We start from the raw sequence: 19,886 nt of genomic DNA on the forward strand, positions 1-19,886 counted from the left end.
ATCTTAATTAATAAATGAAACGTATCTTTGATCAGATAATACTTTAGACATGTTTTGAAGCTTTAAGGCTGAAGTATAATATCTGCAGTTTTCTTCAGTAATAGTGAAGTTTTTAGGATTTTCATTATTATTCCTATCTTCCAGACAACTGTTAAACAAACTAGTCAACACATTTCCAATAGCTTTTTCGGATCCATGTAATTTTGGAAGGATTTTTTGTTTAATTTGAGCATCAAAGTATCTCTGCCAGTTTTCCCATTCATAAGGTTCGTTTTCATACCTCCATGCCACAACCATGAACCTTAGAATTTCATTGATTACTCTAAAACCAAAGTCAAAACTAGAATCCTTAAGAATTTCTTGAAATGCTGTAAGTTCAATAGCTAAAATATCCCATAGATTATTATCATTATAGGAAATTTCAGATAGAATTTCCTTTAAATCTTCAATATTTAAGTTGGAGATGTCAGAATCCATTAATGGAGATTGCAAATAATTAATATTTCCTTCAAAATCTCCTTCATCCAAATCAGAGGACATATACTCCCATGCAGTTAAAGTATTAAATTCAATAGTATTTGCCCTATCAAGGACTTTCGGCGAAAACATATAAGTAGTTTCATCAACATTAACTGTTCCTATTATGAAAAGGTTTTTTGGAAGTTCTAAAGTTTCATTATTGCCATACAAAGGTATTTCTTCACCACTTTCAATAGCTGATAAAAAGTCGGCGAAATATCTTTCAACATGAGATAAGTTCATTTCATCCAATATTAAGAAATAAGGATTATTTAGATCATCTTGAGCTTGTTTAATTAACTCATAAGCAGGAGTTGATTGATAATCTTCCGTGATTACATTATAATAACCAACAATGTTAGTGTTATCAGTCCAATTAGCTCCGATTGGAACAATTTTATAATTCATATTATTAAAATTTGGTTCGAAATTTTCAATAGGGATAAAATTCTTAATTTTTAATTCAAATGATGATTCGCCTTTACTTTTAAGAGAATTTAAATATTCTCTAATTTCATCAGTTAAATAATTATACATTCTAAATTTTAAATGAAACCTTGCATCTGCAGAAATGCCTCCTGATAATGCAAAACAATCGACCACCGAATTTAAAGGACTATATTCATATATGTCCTTAGCAATAAGCACCCCATCATTAAGAAAAGAATCAATATTATTCATTTTAACAGAAAATTCATTTGAATGAATATAATCATTGGAAAGTATAGATTGTAAACTTTCACAAGAAATGCCTAAATCAACTAATTGATCTTTATGCTTAGTGCCTTCAGCCTTATCTTTTGTGATTTGCTCCTTTTCATCATAATACAATTCTCTAAAATAACTTTTTAATTCTTCATTATGCTTATCATAATATAATTGAGGGAATATCCTGATTTGAGCAGTAGTTGTATGACCGCCAACTTCAATTTCATAAGTATCTTTAATATTATATGGAACAATACCTTCAACATACTCCGGAAAAATAGTCCAACCACATCTATGTCCTTCAGTACCCTTTTTTTCACTATATCCCCAAGATCTAGCTTTTGTGGTGACTTTTATCATGTAAAAATTTGAATCTTTTAAAAATTGAGCAAACAACTGTGATAATTTTGTTTTTCCAGTCCCAGAATTTCCAGTTAATATCTCAAATGGTTTAACTTTTAAAGATAAAAGATAATTTTCAATTAATTCCTTATCAAAATAATAACCATTAGAAATTAAGTATTTATAAAATGAGTCCCCTTGTAAGTTATTTTCTGACATATTAAAAACCCGCTTAAATCAATATTTCATAATGAAAACAATTTTTCATAATCAATACAATTTATATATAACATTATATTAAAAAATGACTATAACTTACAAAAAAATAAATAATAATTTATTCTCAAAATAAAAAAAATGAGTTAAAAATTAACCCATATTTTTTTCAATCAATAAAGTTTCACGATACTCATCAGCGTCTGGCCTCTCAATAAAACTATGAACTGCCCCTTTATTTTCCTCAACGATTTGTTTAACATCTTCCATACTAATGCGGAAAAATTCTTTACGATTGTTGACTTTATTAACTCTTTTATTATCAAAACGTTGATGTAATTTATTTTCTAATTCATATGCATTTTTACTGAAGATGAACACATGTGAATCATATCTAAAAGGAACAGATGCTGAAGATAATTCTCTTATTCTATCTTCAGGATTATCTCTTCTAGTTACACCAATTTTAAAAACATCTTCTCCAAAACTACCTATATTCGAAATTATGTATACATATCCCGCACCAGGTGTTTCTTGCCATTCATTAATTTTACGAACTTCCTCATTATTTTTATCCAATGCTGCTTGGAGTTTTGCAATTTCCGCTTCTAGTTTTGCTATTTCATCATTCTCTGCTTTAGTCATTTTACTTTTAACTTCCTCAATTTCAGAAATAATAGTCTTATTTTCTCTTTCGAATTTTTTACGTTCTTTTTCTAAAGCTTTTTGGAGTTTTTTCTCTTCTTTTTCTCTTTCTCTTGCTTCACGCAGAGCCTCTTTCTCTTCTTCTTTTTTCAAATCATAATCAAGAGCCAACTGCAATTCTTCGAGTTTTAAATTTAAGTAGGGATTTTTAATGTTAACACCTAAATGATTATTTAATTTATTTAATTGTTCATAAGATTTTATAATTCTCTTTTTACTGTTTTCATAATTAGAACGTCTTACTTTACCAACAACCATATCACATTCCGTATTAAATGTTCTTAGAATTTGTTTAATAGTGTCCCTTATCATTGCTTGACCTTTTTTAAGATTACCATCCAAAGTCATTCTAGGATTGTCTGTGGTTGCAGTTTTATTTTTAATCATTTGTTTTTGTTGCTTGCGGATTTGATCAAGTTTCTCCTTATATGCTGTTGAATCCATAAATGGATATTTTGGCTCATATAAACCATAACTTTGAAGATTCACTTCATCAGTAGTGAAAACAAGCTCATCTTGAAGATTTCTTATTTCAAACTTAAGATTCATTTCTTCTTTTCTTTTCTCCGCAATTGATTTATTTAACTCTTCATTTTTTTCTTTTGTTAATTTTTCATATGTATCATCAAGATTTTCTAATTCAAGTTTTCTTGATTTAATCTTTTCATCAACTTCAGCAATTCTTTCCGCTTCCAAATCATCCAAAGTTTGTTGAATATTATCCAATTCTTTTTGCTTATCTGCCAACTTTTGTTTAATCTCAATTTCTTTGTCAGCTTCCATTTTATTTAATTTTTCATCAATATTTTTAAGTTCTTCTTGTTTATCATGTAATTCGTTTATTACATCCTGATTTGGATTTTTTAATGATTTATATACAAAATATGCTCCAATCAAAGTTAAAGGTGCTCCAATCAGAACCCCATAGATAGTACAACTTAGTAAACCGCCAATAATAACTAAAATTAATCCTTTATCCATAATATCACAACACCATAATTATAGTATTATATATTGTGAGAATTATATTTTAATATTGTGTTTATCTGAGGAAAAATATAATATTCTATAAAAATCAAAGCATATTTTCACTATAAAAAATACACCAAGACACCATTTGAGAATTATTAAGTTATATTAAATCTCTTAAAATCAGTTCTAACAAGTAAAAATTACTTTTAAAATAAAAATCATCTAAAAATACAAAAAGTTCAATTATTAAAAAATAGTTCTAAAAATAGTCAAAAAAAAAGAAAAAATAAAAGGTGATAGATTTTTAAAAAATCTATCCGAAGAGAGCACCTAATCCAGCTGCTGCTTCTTCTTCAGAAGCTTCTTCTTCTTCCTCTTCTTCTTCCTCTTCTTCTTCAGCTGCTTCAGCTGCTGCAGGTGCAGCTGCAGGTGCTGCTGCTGCCATAGCAGTAGTTTCCATAGCTTCGTCGATGTCAACATCTTCTAAAGCTGCGATTAAAGCTTTGATTCTAGCGTCATCAGCTTCAATTCCTGCTGCTTCAATAATACTTTTAACATTTTCTTCGTTAATATCTTTTTCTGCACTGTGCAAAATCATTGCCGCATATATATATTCCATGTTATCACCATTAATTTGTTTAAAGTGTTAGTTATTATAAAAATTTAAATTAATTTTAGAATAGCAACCCTAACCCAGCTGCTGGTTCTTCTTCCTCTTTTTCTTCCTCTTCAACAACTTCTTCTTCAACTTCCTCTTCTACTGGAGCTGCTGCTACAGCGGCAGATGAAAGTTTTTCAGCTAATGCTTCGCTTAAAGCGCCTTCAGTTCCGGCAACTTCGGATGCGATAGCCATCATTTTAGCTTGTGCTAAGCCTATGATTGGTTCTGAAGTTTCTGAAGTCATAATTGCTCCTTGGACACCAACATTTATTGCTCTGGTGTATGCGAGAGTAATTATTGTGGAAATAGTTTCATCAGTAGGAATAGCTGCGTTTACAGATAAATTGAATGCATTTTTGAATGCGTTTTGTACGTCAGCTAATGTTTGTTCTTCATCGATTGCAAGTACATCGGAAGTATAAATTGATCCTTCTTCGTATACTGCTTTTAAGTCAATTCCCACTTCCATAGGATTGATATCCAGTCTTGATAAGGTAGCTGCAACCTGTTTTGAAACTTCTTCGCCTGCTTTGACGACGACGGTTTCTTTTTGTACGCAGATTTTTCCTTTATCAATTTTTGCAGGAATTCCAACCTGTTGCAATTCACCTAAAAATGGACCTGGTTCAAAACCAGTGTCTCCTTCAGGTACGACAATATCGTCAGGTGCAACGGTTCCCGGTTTAGCAGGAGCCTGGGTTTTGCTGTCTTCCAATATTTTGTACAGTTTGAAAGGATTCATTTCGGTTGCAATAAGTGCAATCTGACCATCCATATGATTTGACAAATCAACAATGTTGGTTTTTTCAGCATTACAATCTTCAAGAGCTAAATTAATAAGATTAATTTTGGACATTCTGATTACAGCTTTACCTTTGAGAGATCTTCTCATTTCCTGGAGCTGTTTTGCAGGAATGTTTTCCAAATCTACAAGACCGATAACATCGTATTCGTCTACAATAGATTTGAGCTCTTTAACTTCTTCCTTTTTCCATTCAGCAACATGAGCCATTAGATCACCCTCACTACTGGTCCCATAGTTGTTTTAATAAACATGGACTTTATTTGACTTCTTCCTTTTTCTAAATTGCGGTCTAGGACTGTAAGAACAGTTTCCACATTTTCAGCTATGTCCTCGTCTGACATGTCCTGGCTTCCAACGACAATCTGAATACTTGCCTGTTGTTTTACGCCAACTTTGACAGTGTTTTGTAATCTTTCTAAAAGAGGGTCCAATTTGATACTTGCAGGCACTGGTTTTGGCATTTTTCCACGAGGACCTAATACAGGACCGAGGAATCTACCAACGAGTGGCATCATATCAGCTTGAGCTACTAAGAAATCAACAGAGTTTGCCATTTTTTTGGCGGATTTTCTGTCTTTTCCGAACTCTTCTAAATCTCCTTTATTAATTACAGTGTCAAGACCAGCATCTTTAGCTTGAACAATGAGTTCCCCATCAGCGATGACTCCGATTTTTACATCTTTGCCACGGCCGTTAGGAAGAGTAACTTCCTCATTAAACCTATTTTCTGGTTTTTTGACATCTAAGTCACGGATATTAATAATAATATCTACGGACTCAGTGAAGTTTCTCGGCTTAGATTGTTCTTTAGCCTCCTTCACCGCGTTAACTACATCTTGTGTCATATTCATCCCCCATGAACATTTGTTGTTCATTGGATTTTTTTGGTTTCATGAGTATCGATTACAAGAAAAAAATTCTTAAACGATTGCATGAATTAAAAACAGTATATCAATTATAATTGAATTATAACGTCATATACACTGTGTTGTTAACTTAAATTTTAAATTTTACAATATCTATTCGAGTAAGATATCGTCATATTCTCCAGCATCTACTGCTTTTTGTGCTTCTCTAGGATCTTTACCGTCTACGGATAATCCCATACTTACACAGGTTCCCATGACTTCTTTGATACCTGCTTTGTAGTCATTAGCGAGTAATGAATCGAATTTCATTCTGGTAATTTTCAAAGCGGTTTCAATAGGCAAGTCATTGACAATGTCCAAACCCGGTTCGTGAGAAGCTTTTTCGATGCCTAATTCTTCCATGATAAGTGAAGTAGTTGGTGGAGTACCGATTTCGATTTCGAATTCTTTGGTATCTCTGTCAACACTGACGATAACAGGCACTTTCATTCCTGCAAAGTCAGCGCTTTTTTTGTTGATTTCTTCGACTACTTGCATCATGTTAATACCGAGAGGTCCTAAAGCAGGGCCTAATGGTGGTCCCGGAGTTGCGCTACCACCTTCGATAAGAACTTCGACTGTATCTTTAGCCATCAGTCAGCCTCCTTTTGAATTATTCTAATTTGATCAGCTTTAACAGTAACTGGTATAGGTACTGCAGCTTCTATTAACTCAAGGACGACTTCTTCACGTGATTCATCAATACGAACCACTTTCGCCCTTTCACCTTTGAACGGTCCAGAAATAAGCTCAACAATACTTCCTTTCTGAATAGAGGAAATAATCGGTTCCGGTTTCAGGAATCTTTTTGCTTCATCAAAGGTAATGCCTACACTACCTTCAACAACCCCTCTTAAATGCTGTACCTTTAAGTCAGGGTTTCTTAGATCTATTTTTGTTGATGATTCAACTAAAATATACCCTTTCAAAGATTCTGGAACAAGAATTGAGGAAATGCCAATGCCATCAATGGTTCTGGCTTTACGAGCCAAAAGCCTGGCCACATTCCTTTCTTGACCTGCAGAGGTCTTAAGAGCATATATGGAACTATTAGATTCTTCCATGAAAAATTCACCTATTTTAATATTTGACTAAGTTAATGAAGTTCCACAAACAGTATGTGGTTCTTAGGTAATTCACAATCTTATGTGAAAATTTACTAAGCTATCCCCTATCTTCAATAGGTTTAAAAACTATCATCTATTTGATTAATTCACATATAAACTTAATAAAGTCTTAGTTTTTTTAATCCAAAAAGATAAATTCATACATTAAGTTAAAAGTTATTATAAAAGCCATGATTTTTCAGGAAAATGAAAGTCCTGAAAATCAGATTTCTATAATATCTATATATATGCAAATAAGTAATATATAAAACTTTTCAAAAAAATAGTCTTTTGAAATAAAATTAAAAAATTTTTATTATAAAAAAGTTGGGATCAAAAAAAATGTAAAATTGGTTTTATAAACCAATTAATGAACCTAATAATACAATTACAAAACCGATAACTCCAATGATTAAAACACCAATGGAAACTACTTTAGCGAGTTCTTTGTATTCTGGTAAATCAGGTTTTCTTGATACTTTCAATACTCTTTTACTGTCTTTGATAAATTTATTAAAGCTTTCTTGTACATTCATTTTAAATACCCAAAATAAAAAAACTATGAAAAAATCATAATTTAATGAATTATAATAAAATAATAGTAATAAAATAATCTATATTTTAAACATTAATAAATGTTTGCATTTTTGAAAAAAAATAATTAAATGGAATTAGAAAATTCCATCAATAAAATCATCCAATTGGTCATTTGCAGTCTCTGATTCAGTAACTTCTTCTGCATATTCAACATCAGGTTCATCATCAGAGTTGTAATCGGTTTTAATGCCTGAAACAACCACAGTTGTCCTGACAGTATTTTGGAGACTTTCATCAATTTGAGTACCCCAAATGATATTTGCTTCAGGATCCAGTTTGTCTGCAACAACCTGAACGATTTTTTCAGCTTCATGCAATGTCAAATCAGAACTACCGGATATGTTGACCAAAGCACCTGTAGCATTGGAAATGTCAATGTCCAGTAATGGGCTGCTTAATGCTTCATGTACTGATTCCAAAGCTCTGTCGCCGGAATCTGATTCTCCCATACCAATCATAGCCATTCCGGAACCGCTCATGATGCTTCTGATATCTGCAAAGTCCAGACTTACAAGACCTTTTTTGGTAATCAGTTCTGTGATTCCTTTGACTGCTCTTCCCAGTATTTCATCGGAAACCATGAAAGCCTTGTTCAATGGTAAGTTTGGTGCAACTTCCAATAACTTATCATTTGGAATTACAATAACGGTGTCTGCAGCTTCCTGGAGTTTTTCCAAACCTAATTCTGCATTTTCTCTTCTTTTAATACCTTCTGCAGAAAATGGCATGGTAGCAACTGCAACGGTTAAGGCACCTAATTTTTTAGCCAGTTTTGCAATGATCGGAGCTGAACCTGTACCGGTTCCGCCACCAAGACCGCATGTTACAAATACCATGTCTGCGCCTTCCAGTGCTTCTCTGATTTCATCTTCACTTTCTTCAGCACATTCCTCACCTACGGCAGGTTCTCCTCCTGCACCTAAACCTTTGGAAGTGTTTCTTCCTAAAAGGATTTTTTTAGCGGATTGGCTGTAGAATAAATCTTGAGCATCAGTATTAACAGCGATTGTTGTTGCTCCTTCAATACCCATTTCGTTTAATCTTGTAATAGTATTGTTTCCTGCTCCACCAGCACCAACAACAAATATATTAGTTTTAACACCTTGAATAATATTGATTAAATCTTCGTCTATGTCTGAAGAGATTTTTTCTGGAGCTTTCTCTTCCATTCTTTGTTCGGATTCTTTGATTGCATCATCTATAAATTTCACAACTTAACCCCACATAATGCTTATTAAAATTTATTGTTAAATATTTCTATATTATCTAATATTTAAATGCACCTATTATTTAAATGGTTTGAAAATTTAACCAACTTTATAGAAAAATATATTCAGTCCCTCGGCATTGCAATGATTTCATGGAACTTCATGTTGAACAGATTTTTTGAATTGACTGGAGTCAAAATGACTGCGGTATCGACACCATGTGCCCTTCCGCCTATTGCGATTATTTCCTCACCGACAGGAACCAGTCCTGCATCTGCAGCCATTATTGATATTTCACCGGCCACCTTCACGCCATGGGAAAACATTCTCAATGTATCTGCAACAACATCCAATGGAGAATATCCCCCGTATTTGTTGGTAACGCCTCTTGCAGCACCGCTGAATGCATGGATTCCCTGGAATGTTTTGATGCCTTCTTTTTCAAGCTTTTCAATCATCTCATCTGAAATGTCGGATTCGTTGTCTCCGCTGAATCCCACATTATGGGAAACGTTAATGATTGTAATGTCATCATCATCGATTGCTTCTGCCAGCTTGAGCGCTGATTCGCCTGAGGAGGATGCTATTAAAATATATTTAATGTTGTCGCATGTATCCAGCTTATCTCTGACTGCTGAGATTAGCTCATCGGTATAGTCTTCGCCCTGCTTGTCAAAATATGTTATAAATTTCCTTGCCATAATTACACTACCTTTTTATAATTAAATATATAAATTCAATGTATATTAAAATGTTCTAATTGATTTTTATGAATGGTCTGGAAAACATCAAGCACGTAACCAATGGAGATTACATCGTGATACCCATTGAAACCGGTTACATCAAACCGAATGAGGATTTGAGCTCCATAATAGAGCCTGCAAAGGAACTGATGCAGGACGGAGATTATCTGGTAATAGCCGAAACACCGATTTCCGTTTCACAAAACAGACTGGTTGACGAATCCCTTTATACTCCATCGCTTACGGCAAAATTCCTGACAACCGTATGGAGCAAATATCTTTGGGGATATGTTCTCGGACCCCTTCTGGGAATCAAGGAAAGGACAATAAAAAATCTGAGAAAGCTACCTGAAGAGACAAAGGCACACAAGGAAGTCGTTCTCCAGCTCTACGGTTTAAAGCATGCATTGAAGCCTGCTTCAGAAGCGGGAATTGATTTAAGCAATGCCCCTGGAACATTCGTATCGCTTCTTCCGGAAAATCCAGAAAAGGTCGCATGCGAAATCAAAGCGCAAATTGGACGTGACATTACAGTAATGATTATTGACACAGATGCAACCTATATGAAAAACGGGAAGTATTTTACAGGCCTTCCGATTGCAATCGAGGGAATCGATGCCGACAACGGGTTTTTCGGATACCTGAAAGGACAGCTTTCTGAAAACATGGGATCAACACCTCTCGGCTGCAGTGAAAAGATGGACGTTGAAAGCGCCCTTGAAATAGCCAATATTGCCGAGGACTATCAGAAATCATTATCAACCGAGATGAAAACAATACACAGCGTCAAGGCAGTTCTGGGAACCGAAATAGATGAAGTTACCGTTGAAGCCCTTGATTCAATCACCCACACACCAGCCGTCATCATCAGAAAAAAATTATAGTTATATTTTTATAATAAGAAAAACAAAACTAAACATTAATATTTTATATTTATTCAATGTTTTCCATGAAAATATGAATTAAAATCCAGGGGAAATCAAATGATAAACGATCCATTAGTAAAGACATTGCTGACAAATATTGTTGAAGATGAAAGTAATTTGCCTATTGTTGAAGCATTGATTGATGGTGTGGAAACCGATGAAGAAATCGCTAATAAAACAGGCATTAAACTAAATATCGTGAGAAAAGTGCTTTATAAACTTTACGACATGGGATTGGCTAGTTATAAAAGAAGTAAAGACCCTGAAACCCAATGGTTTACATACTCATGGAAATTTGAAAAAGAAGAAGTCATAAACCGCATCAAAAAGGATTCCGAGCAATACCTTAAAATGCTCAATGAGGAACTGGAACGTGAAGAAAACAACATGTTTTTCATATGTCCGCAGGGCCACGTCAGACTTGATTTTGATGATGCGTCAGATTATGAATTCCTATGTCCTGTCTGTATGGAAGAGCTTGAATTCCAGGACAATGCAGATAACATAAAACAAATCAAGGAAGATTTGGAAATGGTTGAAAGTAATTTTAATTCATTTAACAAGAAAAACGGATAGAATGGAAATAGAATTACTTAGAAAAGAAAATACACCGGAAAATGTTATTGAGCATTCACAGGCAGTTTATAAAAAGGCTATGGAAATAGCTGCTAATTTTGATGAAGCCGACCCTGATTTAATCAGAAAAGGCGCACTTCTCCACGATATCGGAAGGTCAAAAACCCATGGGATAAGACATGCGATAGAAGGCGTTGAGATTGCGCGAAAGTACGGTTACAGTCAGGACGTCTTAAATATTATTGAAAGACACATCGGTGCAGGCATTACCGCTGAGGAAGCCGTTAAGTTAGGCCTTCCTGAAAAATCATACCTTCCCCAGACACTGGAGGAAAAAATCGTTGCCCATGCAGACAATCTTGTAAGCGGCAGCGAGGAAGTGGACATTGATTTTGTAATTGAAAAGTGGAAGCGAAGAATAGAAGACCCCGATGAAAACATTGAAAGACTAATAAAACTCAACGATGAGCTAATCAAACCTTTTGAGGAATAATCATGAAAGTAATTTGTTCAAGTGAAGAATCTTTATGGCGCCCGGAAGCCGTCAGATGGAGACAGAGAATGGAGATGATGGAACCTCTGGGCGATACTGTGGTTCTGTTGCCGTGCAGCATGAAAAAACCGTATTCCAATTCAAAATCACATCAGAAATTCAGAAAGCTTACAAGATCATATCAGGAACTTATCGTAACTTCCCCATTTGGAATATGCCCGAGGGAACTTGAAAATACGTTTCCTATCCAGTCATACGATACCAGCACAACAGGAGTCTGGTCTGAAGATGAAATCGAGGAGACCGGAAAACTGATTGAAAAGTACACCCGTGGCAAAAACATTGTGGCAAACCTTGCTGGAGGATATTTGCAGTCCTGTGAAGCGTATATTGATGATTTCATTAATGTGTGCGTTGATGACAGGCCAACATCACCTGAGTCCCTTTACAATTTAAGGATGGAACTTAAAAACCATCAGAAAGTCAACAGAAGACAGAAGACCCTTCATGAGTTAAGGTCAATTGCAAAATACCAGTTTGGAGAAAATGGCGACAGGTTCATTCCGGACAACGTTAAAACAAAAGGAATGTATCACAAAAGAATCCTCTCCGACGGCGTTCAGCTTGCATTGCTCAATAAGGACTACGGAATGTACAGGCTCAACCTTGCAGGCGGAGAAATCCTGAAGGATTTGGGCATCAATATCGTAAACATTGACTTTGACCTCACGACCAACACTGTCTTTGCACCGGGAATCGACAGGGCAGACCACAATATCATTCCGAACGATGAAGTGGTTGTCGTTAAAGATGACAGCGTTGTTGGTGTTGGAAAGGCCATAATGACCGGTCGTGAAATGGAAGAATGTGATAATGGAATAGGTGTGAAAATTAAACACCGCTTGAAATAATCAAACTATTTATATATCATAACTTTTAAAATAAAAATATAATAAAAAATAGGAGACTCTATATGTCAGAAGATTTAGTAAATGATATTAAAGATGCTGTTTCTGTAATTAATGACCCTCACATGGGTATAAGTATTGTAGAAATGGGTATTGTACAAAATATTACTGTAGATGGCGATCAAGCAGAAATTATTCTCAAACCAACCAACCCTGGTTGTATGAGTATCACTCGTATTGCAGCTGATGCTAAAATCAGAGCAGAAAGTGTTGAAGGTATCGACACTGCAAAAATTATCGTTGAAGGACATGCTATGGCAGACTCCATTAACGAAATGATTAATAGATAAAATTTTAAAAATCTTATATAATTCTATATATAACCGAAAGTGTTATATATAGTAATTAATATAAGTATAAGTGTTGACAGTTAACTGTCGTCTAAATTTTATAGGCTAGTGGCACAGCTTGGTTAGCGCGCTCGGCTGATAACCGGGAGGTCATGGGTTCGAATCCCATCTAGCCTACTTCTAACTTATTTTCAAGACATTTTTCATTTTACCTGACAATTTTATCGAAATTTTACTCTTTTTAAAAATCATTAAATATCATGTTCAACATAATATAACCTGAATGTACAAAAAGTTGGAATGATGATAAAAATGTGGGAAAGAGTCAATGAAAAATTTAAAAAATACCCTGCAAGAATCAGGGTTGCAGAAAAGATGATTGAACTTGGTCTGTCCATCAGCGATGACGGAAAGATTTACTGCGGCAACCTGAAAATCAGCGACAAGGCCCTGGCCACTGCTGCAGACGTCGACAGGCGGGCTATAAAATCAACCATAGAAATAATAAGAGAGGATGAGGAACTTAACAACCTGTTTTCAAACATCATTCCTGCCGGAACACTACTGAAAAACATTGCAAAAAACCTCAAATTGGGAGTCATTGAAATAGAAGTCGGATCTGAAAGCGAAGGTATACTGGCTGCAACAACAAAACTGATTTCACAAAAAGGAATTGGCATAAGACAGGCCTACGCCGAAGATACTGAGCTTCAAAAAACCCCAATATTAACAATAATTACAGAAGAACCCGTCAAGGGTGATCTGATAAGCGAATTTTTAAAAATAAAAGGAGTAACAAGAGTGTCAATCTACTGATTTTCAGCTTCCATTCTTGCCTTTTCCATTTCCATATCCTCTTCCTCGAGGATATCCAAAAGTTCTTCCCAAGCTTCTAAAGATTCTTTAGCAGCTTCTTCGGTTAATTTTTCAATTGCATAACCTGCATGGATTAAAACATAATCACCAATCTCTACATCAGGCAAGAGATCCATTTTAGCCTGTTGTCTTGCTCCACCAAAGTCAGCATATAACCAGTTATCTTCCTTATTAATTTCTACAACCTGAGCGGGTGCGGCAATACACATTATTTACATCTCCATAATTTTAATATATACATTATTACAAAGTGATATTATATAAAATTATCTAAATTGGTGTTTTAATGGAAAATATTGTTATTGGTTCCGGCCCTGCAGGAAGATTAGGTTCCCTGGAGCTTGGAAAACTAGGAAAAGAAGTTACTTTAATTGAAAAAAACCACATCGCAGGAACTTGCCTAAATGAGGGCTGCATGGTGATTTGTGCACTGACAGACATTACAAAATTTATCGACACAAACAACAGATTCAACAACCACGGATTCATCAAAAGCCAGCTGGACATTTCCTACGACAAAATCGTTGAAAAAATCAAAGAGACCCAGGAAATGCTGAGGAAATTAAACCAGATGGAAAACGAAAGCTTTGGAAACAACATAATATACGGTGAAGCAAGCATCGATGGTGAAACCGTCAGTGTCAACGGTGAAAGCTTCGAATACGACAATCTCCTGATAGCCACAGGCGCCAGACCATTCATTCCAGATATAAAAGGCAATGAATACGGACTGACAAATAAGGACATATTAAAGCTTGATAAAGTTCCTGAAAAGCTGAATATCATCGGTGGAGGAATAATAGCCTGTGAAATAGCCAACATATACTCAACACTGGGAAGTGAAGTCAACATTCTTGCAAGAAGCACATTCCTAAAAGAGCTTGGAGAAAATGCAAAAAAATACATTCTTGAAAAAATAATGGCTGACGTCAACATCTTCGAAAACACCGGCGTTAAGGAAGCTTTCAAGGACAAGGTACTGACAGACAGCGATGAGGAACTGGAGGGAATTCCATTTTTTGCAACAGGAAGAACACCGAACAGCGAAATTGCCCAGGACATTGTCGAGCTGAATCCCGACAGAACCATCAAGGTCAATGAAATGATGAAAACAAGTGTCGGAAATATATATGCTGCAGGAGATGTCACTGGAGGATATCAGCTGACACCGGTAGCAAGAAAAGAGGGCATCACAGCTGCAAGAAACATGGCAGGATATGGAAATAAGATAACCTATGAATGCATTCCGCAAACATTAAGCCTGAACACCGAAGTCAGTTTTGTTGAAAATGAAAAGTCACAATGCGCAGATGAGGACAAATCAACAATTGCAATACCTGGAATTGCAGGCCCTCATGCGTTCTGGCACATACTGACCGGAGATACCGGATACAGCGAAGTGGAATTCGACAAGAAAAACAATAAGATAAACAGAATCAATTCAATATCCCCATCTTCAGTAAGTGATGTGGCATATCTCTCATATCTGATGAGAATGGACTATGATTTGGATGACTACTCAGAATTTATAGAAATACATCCTTCAACAGACACAAATTATAAAATCATAAAAAATATGTGGTTATAACCACTATTTTACTTTTTTTAACATCTTGTCTGCCAGAACGTCACTGGCTTCAAGACAAAGCTTGGCATATTTTGAAGTGTTCTTTTTTAAGGAATCCATGTTTTCAAATGCATACTGAACGCTTTTGACGGTATCTTCAACTGAAGATTCCACAATAGCTCCCTTGAATACACCGGCCATATTCTGATATCTTCCCCATTTGACATGGGTCAGGGCAACTATAGGAGTGTTGCAGCATAGGGCTTCCTGAATTGAAACACCGTCATCGGTTAAAACGGCCAAATCAGCATATTTGAACAGATGATTAATCCAGTCAACATAACCTGCGTAAATGATATTCCTTTTATTTATTTCATCCAAATACTCGTCATGCAACGGAAGTCCGACCAAAACGAGATTGTATTCATCGCTTGAATCAGAAACACTACAAACCCCATCAATCATTCCTTTGAAGATGGATGATCCGGATGAAAATGCAATTGTCTTTTTGTTTTCATCAAAATTTGGAAATTCCTTTAGCTTGGAAAGTCCCCTTTGAGCATCACCATCACCTGAATCAGGTGCCAGAGGATAAAATGATTTATCGGTGTTTTTAGGAAGTGTTTCCCATTTGAACTTATCCAAATCAGGTAAAATAAAGCATTCATTGAATTTTGGACAAACCTTTGAGTCAAGAGGGGTTGAAATTAAAGAGAATGCAGGTTTTCTTGCAAATTTTGCACCTAAAGAACCTACAATAGCTCCTCCACCCAAAACTCCAATTACAAAATCAGCGTTAATTTTTTTAATGAGGCTTCTTGCCTTAAATGTTGCAGTCATCAGTTTCAATGCACCTTTTGCAGCAGACAGTTTTGTAGCCGCATGGCCTCCTGCCTGAGGTATGGATATTTTATGCCAGGAATATCCGTGTTTTTTAAACAGTATTCCCGGAGCGGACTCATCCAGTGCGATTTCACATTGAACGCCCCTTTTTTCAAGTGCCTTTATGACATTCAATGCAATTGCAGCATCTCCTCCAAGCCCTCTTCCTGTGACAACAAGCAATGCCTTCACGAAATCACGCTCCCAGTCTCAATTTTGATTTTTTGGGAACATATGCCTTTGGATGAGGCGCATGAGGATTAAATAATAACCTTCTAAAGCCTAACTTAATCAGCAACGGATTGGTAACCTCGTGCTGTTTGTCCTTAAGTATCCATTTTCTAAACAAATCACCCAATCCCCCACCGGTAAGGACATCCATGAAATAGTCTCCGAATGTTGGATTGAGCAGTCTCAGATTCTGTCTGAAGAATACCTTTAAGGTGTTTCTTCTAACAAAGGCTATAAGTACTGTAGTTAATATGAACATTACAATCAGGCCAACTAAACCTCCCATTATGTAATAGGAAACTCCCAACGCTATTGCAAAGACATGGTTTCCGACTTCACCGAGCATGATTTTTCCTGAAAAGTCAAGAGGTGAGTATCCCATACATACCACAAAGAGCAGTAGAGGAGTGTAGAGAGCCGGCAGTTCAGCAACTTCAGCGGAACCGAAAATGACCATTAAAATCATTGTCAGAATGCACATTATCATTGTGACAATACAGGTTGATCCCGGCTGCATGTCTGAAATGTTGAGAGGCTGTACAAGAAGAGCGATGAAAATTGCAGATACTCCCAATCCCTGAATGAATCCTGCAATCATGACAAGTATGATTCCGATTCCTCTTGACAGCTGACCCCATTCAATGCCAAATGGAGATTTTCGCCTGCCCATGACGTCATCGATGAATGCAAAGATACCAATGATTAGAATAAGACTGTTATATCCCGGCAAAAAGTAAAGTGACAGAATTACGAATGGAACTAAACCTACTCCTCTTGGAATTCCACCACGAACATTGGGATATAAATTTCCCAAATAGCCCCTTTTGCCTAAAAACCTAAAAATTATGTCTATAATAGCGGTTCCAAGCAAAGATAAGACAAAAACAAAAATCATTGCTATAACTATCGATGCATACATATAAATCACGGATTTTTTAATTTTATTTTGACTAATAATAGATTACTAATTAATATTATATAAATTAAGCTATTTCATATCTTAAAATTGCCGCCATGCCACCAAGGCTTTCCAATTGTTTTCCGCCTTCATGTTCGCTGCTGATGACCATCACTTCGCCCTTCATGTTCTCGACCATGTCCATCAAATCGCCCATGTTTTCCGATGCAACCTTTGTATCCAAAACCAGAAGCTGGCTGACTGCACCCAGATTAATTGCATTTTTAACTTCCTTAAGCCCATAAGCAATTTTGGATGAATTTCGCCCGATTTGCTCAAGCAGGTTGTTGATTGCACCCATTTCTATGGCAACACGATTTTCGACTGTCAGCTTTTCGACCGTTCCCTTCTTTAGAACCTCGCTTATTCCCACACGACCTCCAGAACCTGTGGATTCTATGATGGATATCTTTGCGAGATCCTTATGCTTTTCTTTGAGATAATCATAAAAGTCATTTTTGACAAAGCCAGGTCCTGCAAGAACGATATTTTCGATTGAATCGAACTTGATGATTGATTCAATGACCTTTTCATAAAACTTGATGATGTTTTTCTGCCTGTTTTTGTCGACAATTCTTTTGCCTGAAACCTGACCCTTGATTGGACCGTAATACTCTATTCCGAATTGTCTCATCAGCCCCAATGTTGCAGTATCATCTTCAAGAACAACAATGATTGCAGACAGTTTTTTGGAAGCGTCAATTGCCTGGTTGAGTCTTTTGATAGCCCACTTTGGCCATCTTTGTTTTTTGATGGTGATTGGAGTGTTTAGCTTAACTTCCAAAGTGTGGTGAGATCCAAGAGGAATCAAGTCTTCAGGCCCTCTTGTAATGACTCCGGTCAATCTTAACTTGCCTGTGAACAAATGAAAACTGATATTTTCAATATCCAAACCTAAATAAAATGTTTTTTTAACTCCCCTGTCGCTTCTGAGTTTATCTCCGGTATTGTCCTGAATACGACGGGTTGTTTTTGAGGATGCATTGTCTCCAACCTCCACAATATGGGACAAATGCCATAAATCATCCAGGGTTTCGGGAACTGTTTCAATTATTCCTTCTTTTGTATCTTGTTTTATGATTTTCATGCTTTCAAAGATAATATATACTTACTTGTTAATGAAACTTACCAATTTTTAACTCAAACATCCCCGCTGAAAACATGCCTCTAATAACCTTATAAATTATAAAAACATATTACATTACATGAATGTTGGAATTATTGGAGGTAGTGACGGTTTAGGAAAAACCCTCATTTACTATTTTAGAGACGAATTTAACGTGTTTATAACCGGAAGAGACCACAAGAAAGGGCAAAATGTTGCAAAGGAAGCCAATGTAAATTACATTGAATCAAATGCAGGTTTGGCAAACATCAGCGACATGCTAATAATCTCCGTTCCGATACAGCACACCTCCGATGTTATCCGTGAAGTTGCACCGTTTATGAAAGAAGGCTCAGTAATGGTTGACGTCACATCCATCAAGGAAGAACCTACAAAAACCATGGCAGAGGTGTTGCCCGACACCATAGAATATATTCCGACACACCCTATTTTTGGTCCGAGAACCACACAGCTGGACAATCAGGTAATCGTTCTGACAGCAGACAAAAAGGGCAAATGGTATGATAAAGTCTACAGATATCTTGAAGGCAAAAACATGAGAATCATCGAGACCACTGCCGAAAAGCATGACTATATGATGAGCATTGTACAGGTTCTGACTCATTTTTCATTTATTTCAACAGCTTCAGCAATTGAAAAGCTAAAAATCAACATATCCGAAACCGAGGATTATGAAAGTCCGATTTACAATTTGATGATAGATCTTATTGCCCGTATTGTAGCTCAAAATCCATATCTGACATACAACATTCAATCAATGAACAACAACGGTCCAAAAATCCGAAATACATTTGCCGATGCGGTCATTGAACTGAGGGACGTCATCAACAATGAGGACAGCGAAAAGTTCATTGAAATAGCCATCAACGCAACAAAACATATGGGGGACATCAAAAATGCTTTGGGTAGAAGTGACAAGGCAATCAACGGACTCAACCATGAATATAGCGTATTATATGATTCAATAGGCTGTGAAGTCGGTTTAAAACACATCTACTCCGGAAAGATTCACGTCGGAATTCTTGAAGGCCTTGACGGCAAGACAGCATTTCTGAAAACCGGAAACAAAGTCAAAAACTTAAGGATAGCAAACATCGAAGTTTTAAGCGATGATGAACTTTACCGCTGGAAAATAAATAATCTTGACAAGAAAACCGAATCCATAAGCTGCGTGTTTTCCAAAAACGTTCATGTGGAAACCATCGAAAGGACCGTGCTTAACATTGACAACATCATCGACATCAGACTGACTGATGCATATAACGGCCCGCAGATTGATGAAAACTCAATCAGCCTGACATTTGAAGTTACGGCAATGTCAAAAAGCGACATTGAAAATGTGAAAAAACTGTTTACAGGATTTGGCGGGACAATAAGATAATTTGTTCTATTGCATACGAACAAATATTAAACTGTCAAAAAGTAATTAAATTTTTAATTCAAATATAACAATCACACCATTACTCTTTTTTGAAAATAATGCTAACAAAAAATTTAAATTAA

22 protein-coding genes and 1 tRNA gene are annotated in these 19,886 nt (G+C 35.8%); 9 read left to right on the forward strand and 14 right to left on the reverse strand.

Going from position 1 to position 19,886, the window contains the following annotated elements; translation table 11 throughout:
- Positions 1-3 precede the first annotated feature (3 nt).
- The 10 genes from Q0W04_RS01575 to Q0W04_RS01620 form a co-directional block, all read right to left on the reverse strand.
- Entirely contained in the window at positions 4-1,788 is a 1,785-nt protein-coding gene (locus Q0W04_RS01575) for an McrB family protein (RefSeq protein WP_298499392.1), read from the reverse strand.
- 150 nt (positions 1,789-1,938) lie between these two features.
- Positions 1,939-3,471 carry a DUF4041 domain-containing protein gene (locus Q0W04_RS01580; protein ID WP_298499395.1) on the reverse strand — a complete coding sequence of 511 codons (1,533 nt, stop codon included), beginning with the start codon at positions 3,469-3,471 and terminating at the stop codon, positions 1,939-1,941.
- 304 nt (positions 3,472-3,775) lie between these two features.
- Positions 3,776-4,081, reverse strand: a complete 306-nt coding sequence (rpl12p, locus tag Q0W04_RS01585; RefSeq protein WP_295000801.1) for a 50S ribosomal protein P1 — start codon at positions 4,079-4,081, stop codon at positions 3,776-3,778.
- 55 nt (positions 4,082-4,136) lie between these two features.
- Positions 4,137-5,135 carry a 50S ribosomal protein L10 gene (locus Q0W04_RS01590; RefSeq protein WP_298499398.1) on the reverse strand — a complete coding sequence of 333 codons (999 nt, stop codon included), beginning with the start codon at positions 5,133-5,135 and terminating at the stop codon, positions 4,137-4,139.
- A complete protein-coding gene (locus Q0W04_RS01595; RefSeq protein ID WP_298499401.1) occupies positions 5,135-5,773 on the reverse strand; it encodes a 50S ribosomal protein L1 in 639 nt (212 codons plus the stop codon). The genes Q0W04_RS01590 and Q0W04_RS01595 overlap by 1 nt, the downstream gene beginning before the upstream one ends.
- 174 nt (positions 5,774-5,947) lie before the next feature.
- Entirely contained in the window at positions 5,948-6,430 is a 483-nt protein-coding gene (locus tag Q0W04_RS01600) for a 50S ribosomal protein L11 (protein ID WP_292814875.1), read from the reverse strand.
- A complete protein-coding gene (locus tag Q0W04_RS01605) occupies positions 6,430-6,900 on the reverse strand; it encodes a transcription elongation factor Spt5 (RefSeq protein WP_292746499.1) in 471 nt (156 codons plus the stop codon). Before Q0W04_RS01605 ends, Q0W04_RS01600 begins: the two co-directional genes overlap by 1 nt.
- Positions 6,901-7,298: 398 nt before the next feature.
- On the reverse strand, positions 7,299-7,478 hold the full coding sequence (locus tag Q0W04_RS01610; protein ID WP_292814882.1) for a protein translocase SEC61 complex subunit gamma: 180 nt from the start codon (positions 7,476-7,478) through the stop codon (positions 7,299-7,301).
- Positions 7,479-7,613: 135 nt separating this feature from the next.
- Positions 7,614-8,750, reverse strand: coding sequence for a cell division protein FtsZ (ftsZ, locus tag Q0W04_RS01615; RefSeq protein WP_298499407.1), 1,137 nt, complete (start codon positions 8,748-8,750; stop codon positions 7,614-7,616).
- 122 nt (positions 8,751-8,872) lie between these two features.
- The gene (locus Q0W04_RS01620) at positions 8,873-9,448 is read right to left on the reverse strand and encodes a pyruvate kinase alpha/beta domain-containing protein (RefSeq protein ID WP_298499410.1); all 576 of its coding nucleotides are present in this window, start codon (positions 9,446-9,448) and stop codon (positions 8,873-8,875) included.
- Between the two features lie 68 nt (positions 9,449-9,516).
- On the opposite strand from Q0W04_RS01620, the gene Q0W04_RS01625 reads away from it, so the two are divergent.
- From Q0W04_RS01625 to Q0W04_RS01655, 7 genes are all read left to right on the forward strand, one after another.
- A complete protein-coding gene (locus Q0W04_RS01625; RefSeq protein WP_298499412.1) occupies positions 9,517-10,374 on the forward strand; it encodes a coenzyme F420-0:L-glutamate ligase in 858 nt (285 codons plus the stop codon).
- 99 nt (positions 10,375-10,473) lie between these two features.
- Complete coding sequence (gene tfe / locus Q0W04_RS01630; protein WP_298499415.1) at positions 10,474-10,992, forward strand: transcription factor E; 519 nt, start codon at positions 10,474-10,476, stop codon at positions 10,990-10,992.
- A 1-nt stretch (position 10,993) separates the two neighbouring features.
- On the forward strand, positions 10,994-11,485 hold the full coding sequence (locus Q0W04_RS01635; protein WP_298499418.1) for a TIGR00295 family protein: 492 nt from the start codon (positions 10,994-10,996) through the stop codon (positions 11,483-11,485).
- A gap of 2 nt (positions 11,486-11,487) precedes the next feature.
- Positions 11,488-12,396, forward strand: a complete 909-nt coding sequence (locus Q0W04_RS01640) for a DUF5591 domain-containing protein (RefSeq protein ID WP_298499420.1) — start codon at positions 11,488-11,490, stop codon at positions 12,394-12,396.
- A gap of 62 nt (positions 12,397-12,458) precedes the next feature.
- The gene (locus Q0W04_RS01645; protein WP_292814906.1) at positions 12,459-12,743 is read left to right on the forward strand and encodes an iron-sulfur cluster assembly protein; all 285 of its coding nucleotides are present in this window, start codon (positions 12,459-12,461) and stop codon (positions 12,741-12,743) included.
- A gap of 102 nt (positions 12,744-12,845) precedes the next feature.
- Positions 12,846-12,920: transfer RNA gene (locus Q0W04_RS01650), tRNA-Ile, on the forward strand.
- Between the two features lie 123 nt (positions 12,921-13,043).
- Entirely contained in the window at positions 13,044-13,559 is a 516-nt protein-coding gene (locus Q0W04_RS01655) for an amino acid-binding protein (RefSeq protein WP_298499424.1), read from the forward strand.
- Here the strand turns inward: Q0W04_RS01655 and Q0W04_RS01660 are convergent.
- Positions 13,553-13,828 (reverse strand): HypC/HybG/HupF family hydrogenase formation chaperone, encoded by a 276-nt coding sequence (locus tag Q0W04_RS01660; protein WP_298499427.1) that lies wholly within the window; start codon positions 13,826-13,828, stop codon positions 13,553-13,555. The genes Q0W04_RS01655 and Q0W04_RS01660 overlap by 7 nt on opposite strands.
- A 77-nt stretch (positions 13,829-13,905) precedes the next feature.
- On the opposite strand from Q0W04_RS01660, the gene Q0W04_RS01665 reads away from it, so the two are divergent.
- Positions 13,906-15,207, forward strand: a complete 1,302-nt coding sequence (locus tag Q0W04_RS01665) for an NAD(P)/FAD-dependent oxidoreductase (RefSeq protein ID WP_298499429.1) — start codon at positions 13,906-13,908, stop codon at positions 15,205-15,207.
- 3 nt (positions 15,208-15,210) lie between these two features.
- Here Q0W04_RS01665 and Q0W04_RS01670 read toward each other — a convergent pair whose 3' ends face one another.
- The 3 genes from Q0W04_RS01670 to Q0W04_RS01680 form a co-directional block, all read right to left on the reverse strand.
- Positions 15,211-16,260 (reverse strand): glycosyltransferase, encoded by a 1,050-nt coding sequence (locus tag Q0W04_RS01670; protein WP_298499431.1) that lies wholly within the window; start codon positions 16,258-16,260, stop codon positions 15,211-15,213.
- A 4-nt stretch (positions 16,261-16,264) separates the two neighbouring features.
- On the reverse strand, positions 16,265-17,194 hold the full coding sequence (locus Q0W04_RS01675; protein WP_298499433.1) for a cell wall biosynthesis protein: 930 nt from the start codon (positions 17,192-17,194) through the stop codon (positions 16,265-16,267).
- 88 nt (positions 17,195-17,282) lie between these two features.
- Positions 17,283-18,344: an mRNA surveillance protein pelota gene (locus Q0W04_RS01680; RefSeq protein ID WP_298499435.1), complete on the reverse strand. Its 1,062-nt coding sequence runs from the start codon at positions 18,342-18,344 to the stop codon at positions 17,283-17,285.
- Positions 18,345-18,462: 118 nt separating this feature from the next.
- Here Q0W04_RS01680 and Q0W04_RS01685 point away from each other — a divergent pair, with 118 nt between their 5' ends.
- Entirely contained in the window at positions 18,463-19,764 is a 1,302-nt protein-coding gene (locus Q0W04_RS01685; protein ID WP_298499437.1) for a prephenate dehydrogenase, read from the forward strand.
- Positions 19,765-19,886: the final 122 nt, after the last annotated feature.

This window comes from uncultured Methanobrevibacter sp. (assembly GCF_947170395.1).
In the GTDB taxonomy this organism is placed as follows: Archaea; Methanobacteriota; Methanobacteria; order Methanobacteriales; family Methanobacteriaceae; genus Methanocatella.

Excerpts from the sequence above, each read along its gene's own strand:
- Q0W04_RS01575 (WP_298499392.1), bottom strand. The coding sequence starts at position 1,788 with ATGTCAGAAAATAACTTACAAGGGGACTCATTTTATAAATACTTAATT.
- Q0W04_RS01580 (WP_298499395.1), bottom strand. The coding sequence starts at position 3,471 with ATGGATAAAGGATTAATTTTAGTTATTATTGGCGGTTTACTAAGTTGT.
- rpl12p (WP_295000801.1), bottom strand. The coding sequence starts at position 4,081 with ATGGAATATATATATGCGGCAATGATTTTGCACAGTGCAGAAAAAGAT.
- Q0W04_RS01590 (WP_298499398.1), bottom strand. The coding sequence starts at position 5,135 with ATGGCTCATGTTGCTGAATGGAAAAAGGAAGAAGTTAAAGAGCTCAAA.
- Q0W04_RS01595 (WP_298499401.1), bottom strand. The coding sequence starts at position 5,773 with ATGACACAAGATGTAGTTAACGCGGTGAAGGAGGCTAAAGAACAATCT.
- Q0W04_RS01600 (WP_292814875.1), bottom strand. The coding sequence starts at position 6,430 with ATGGCTAAAGATACAGTCGAAGTTCTTATCGAAGGTGGTAGCGCAACT.
- Q0W04_RS01605 (WP_292746499.1), bottom strand. The coding sequence starts at position 6,900 with ATGGAAGAATCTAATAGTTCCATATATGCTCTTAAGACCTCTGCAGGT.
- Q0W04_RS01610 (WP_292814882.1), bottom strand. The coding sequence starts at position 7,478 with ATGAATGTACAAGAAAGCTTTAATAAATTTATCAAAGACAGTAAAAGA.
- Q0W04_RS01620 (WP_298499410.1), bottom strand. The coding sequence starts at position 9,448 with ATGGCAAGGAAATTTATAACATATTTTGACAAGCAGGGCGAAGACTAT.
- Q0W04_RS01625 (WP_298499412.1), top strand. The coding sequence starts at position 9,517 with ATGAATGGTCTGGAAAACATCAAGCACGTAACCAATGGAGATTACATC.
- tfe (WP_298499415.1), top strand. The coding sequence starts at position 10,474 with ATGATAAACGATCCATTAGTAAAGACATTGCTGACAAATATTGTTGAA.
- Q0W04_RS01635 (WP_298499418.1), top strand. The coding sequence starts at position 10,994 with ATGGAAATAGAATTACTTAGAAAAGAAAATACACCGGAAAATGTTATT.
- Q0W04_RS01640 (WP_298499420.1), top strand. The coding sequence starts at position 11,488 with ATGAAAGTAATTTGTTCAAGTGAAGAATCTTTATGGCGCCCGGAAGCC.
- Q0W04_RS01645 (WP_292814906.1), top strand. The coding sequence starts at position 12,459 with ATGTCAGAAGATTTAGTAAATGATATTAAAGATGCTGTTTCTGTAATT.
- Q0W04_RS01655 (WP_298499424.1), top strand. The coding sequence starts at position 13,044 with ATGATGATAAAAATGTGGGAAAGAGTCAATGAAAAATTTAAAAAATAC.
- Q0W04_RS01660 (WP_298499427.1), bottom strand. The coding sequence starts at position 13,828 with ATGTGTATTGCCGCACCCGCTCAGGTTGTAGAAATTAATAAGGAAGAT.
- Q0W04_RS01665 (WP_298499429.1), top strand. The coding sequence starts at position 13,906 with ATGGAAAATATTGTTATTGGTTCCGGCCCTGCAGGAAGATTAGGTTCC.
- Q0W04_RS01675 (WP_298499433.1), bottom strand. The coding sequence starts at position 17,194 with ATGATTTTTGTTTTTGTCTTATCTTTGCTTGGAACCGCTATTATAGAC.
- Q0W04_RS01680 (WP_298499435.1), bottom strand. The coding sequence starts at position 18,344 with ATGAAAATCATAAAACAAGATACAAAAGAAGGAATAATTGAAACAGTT.
- Q0W04_RS01685 (WP_298499437.1), top strand. The coding sequence starts at position 18,463 with ATGAATGTTGGAATTATTGGAGGTAGTGACGGTTTAGGAAAAACCCTC.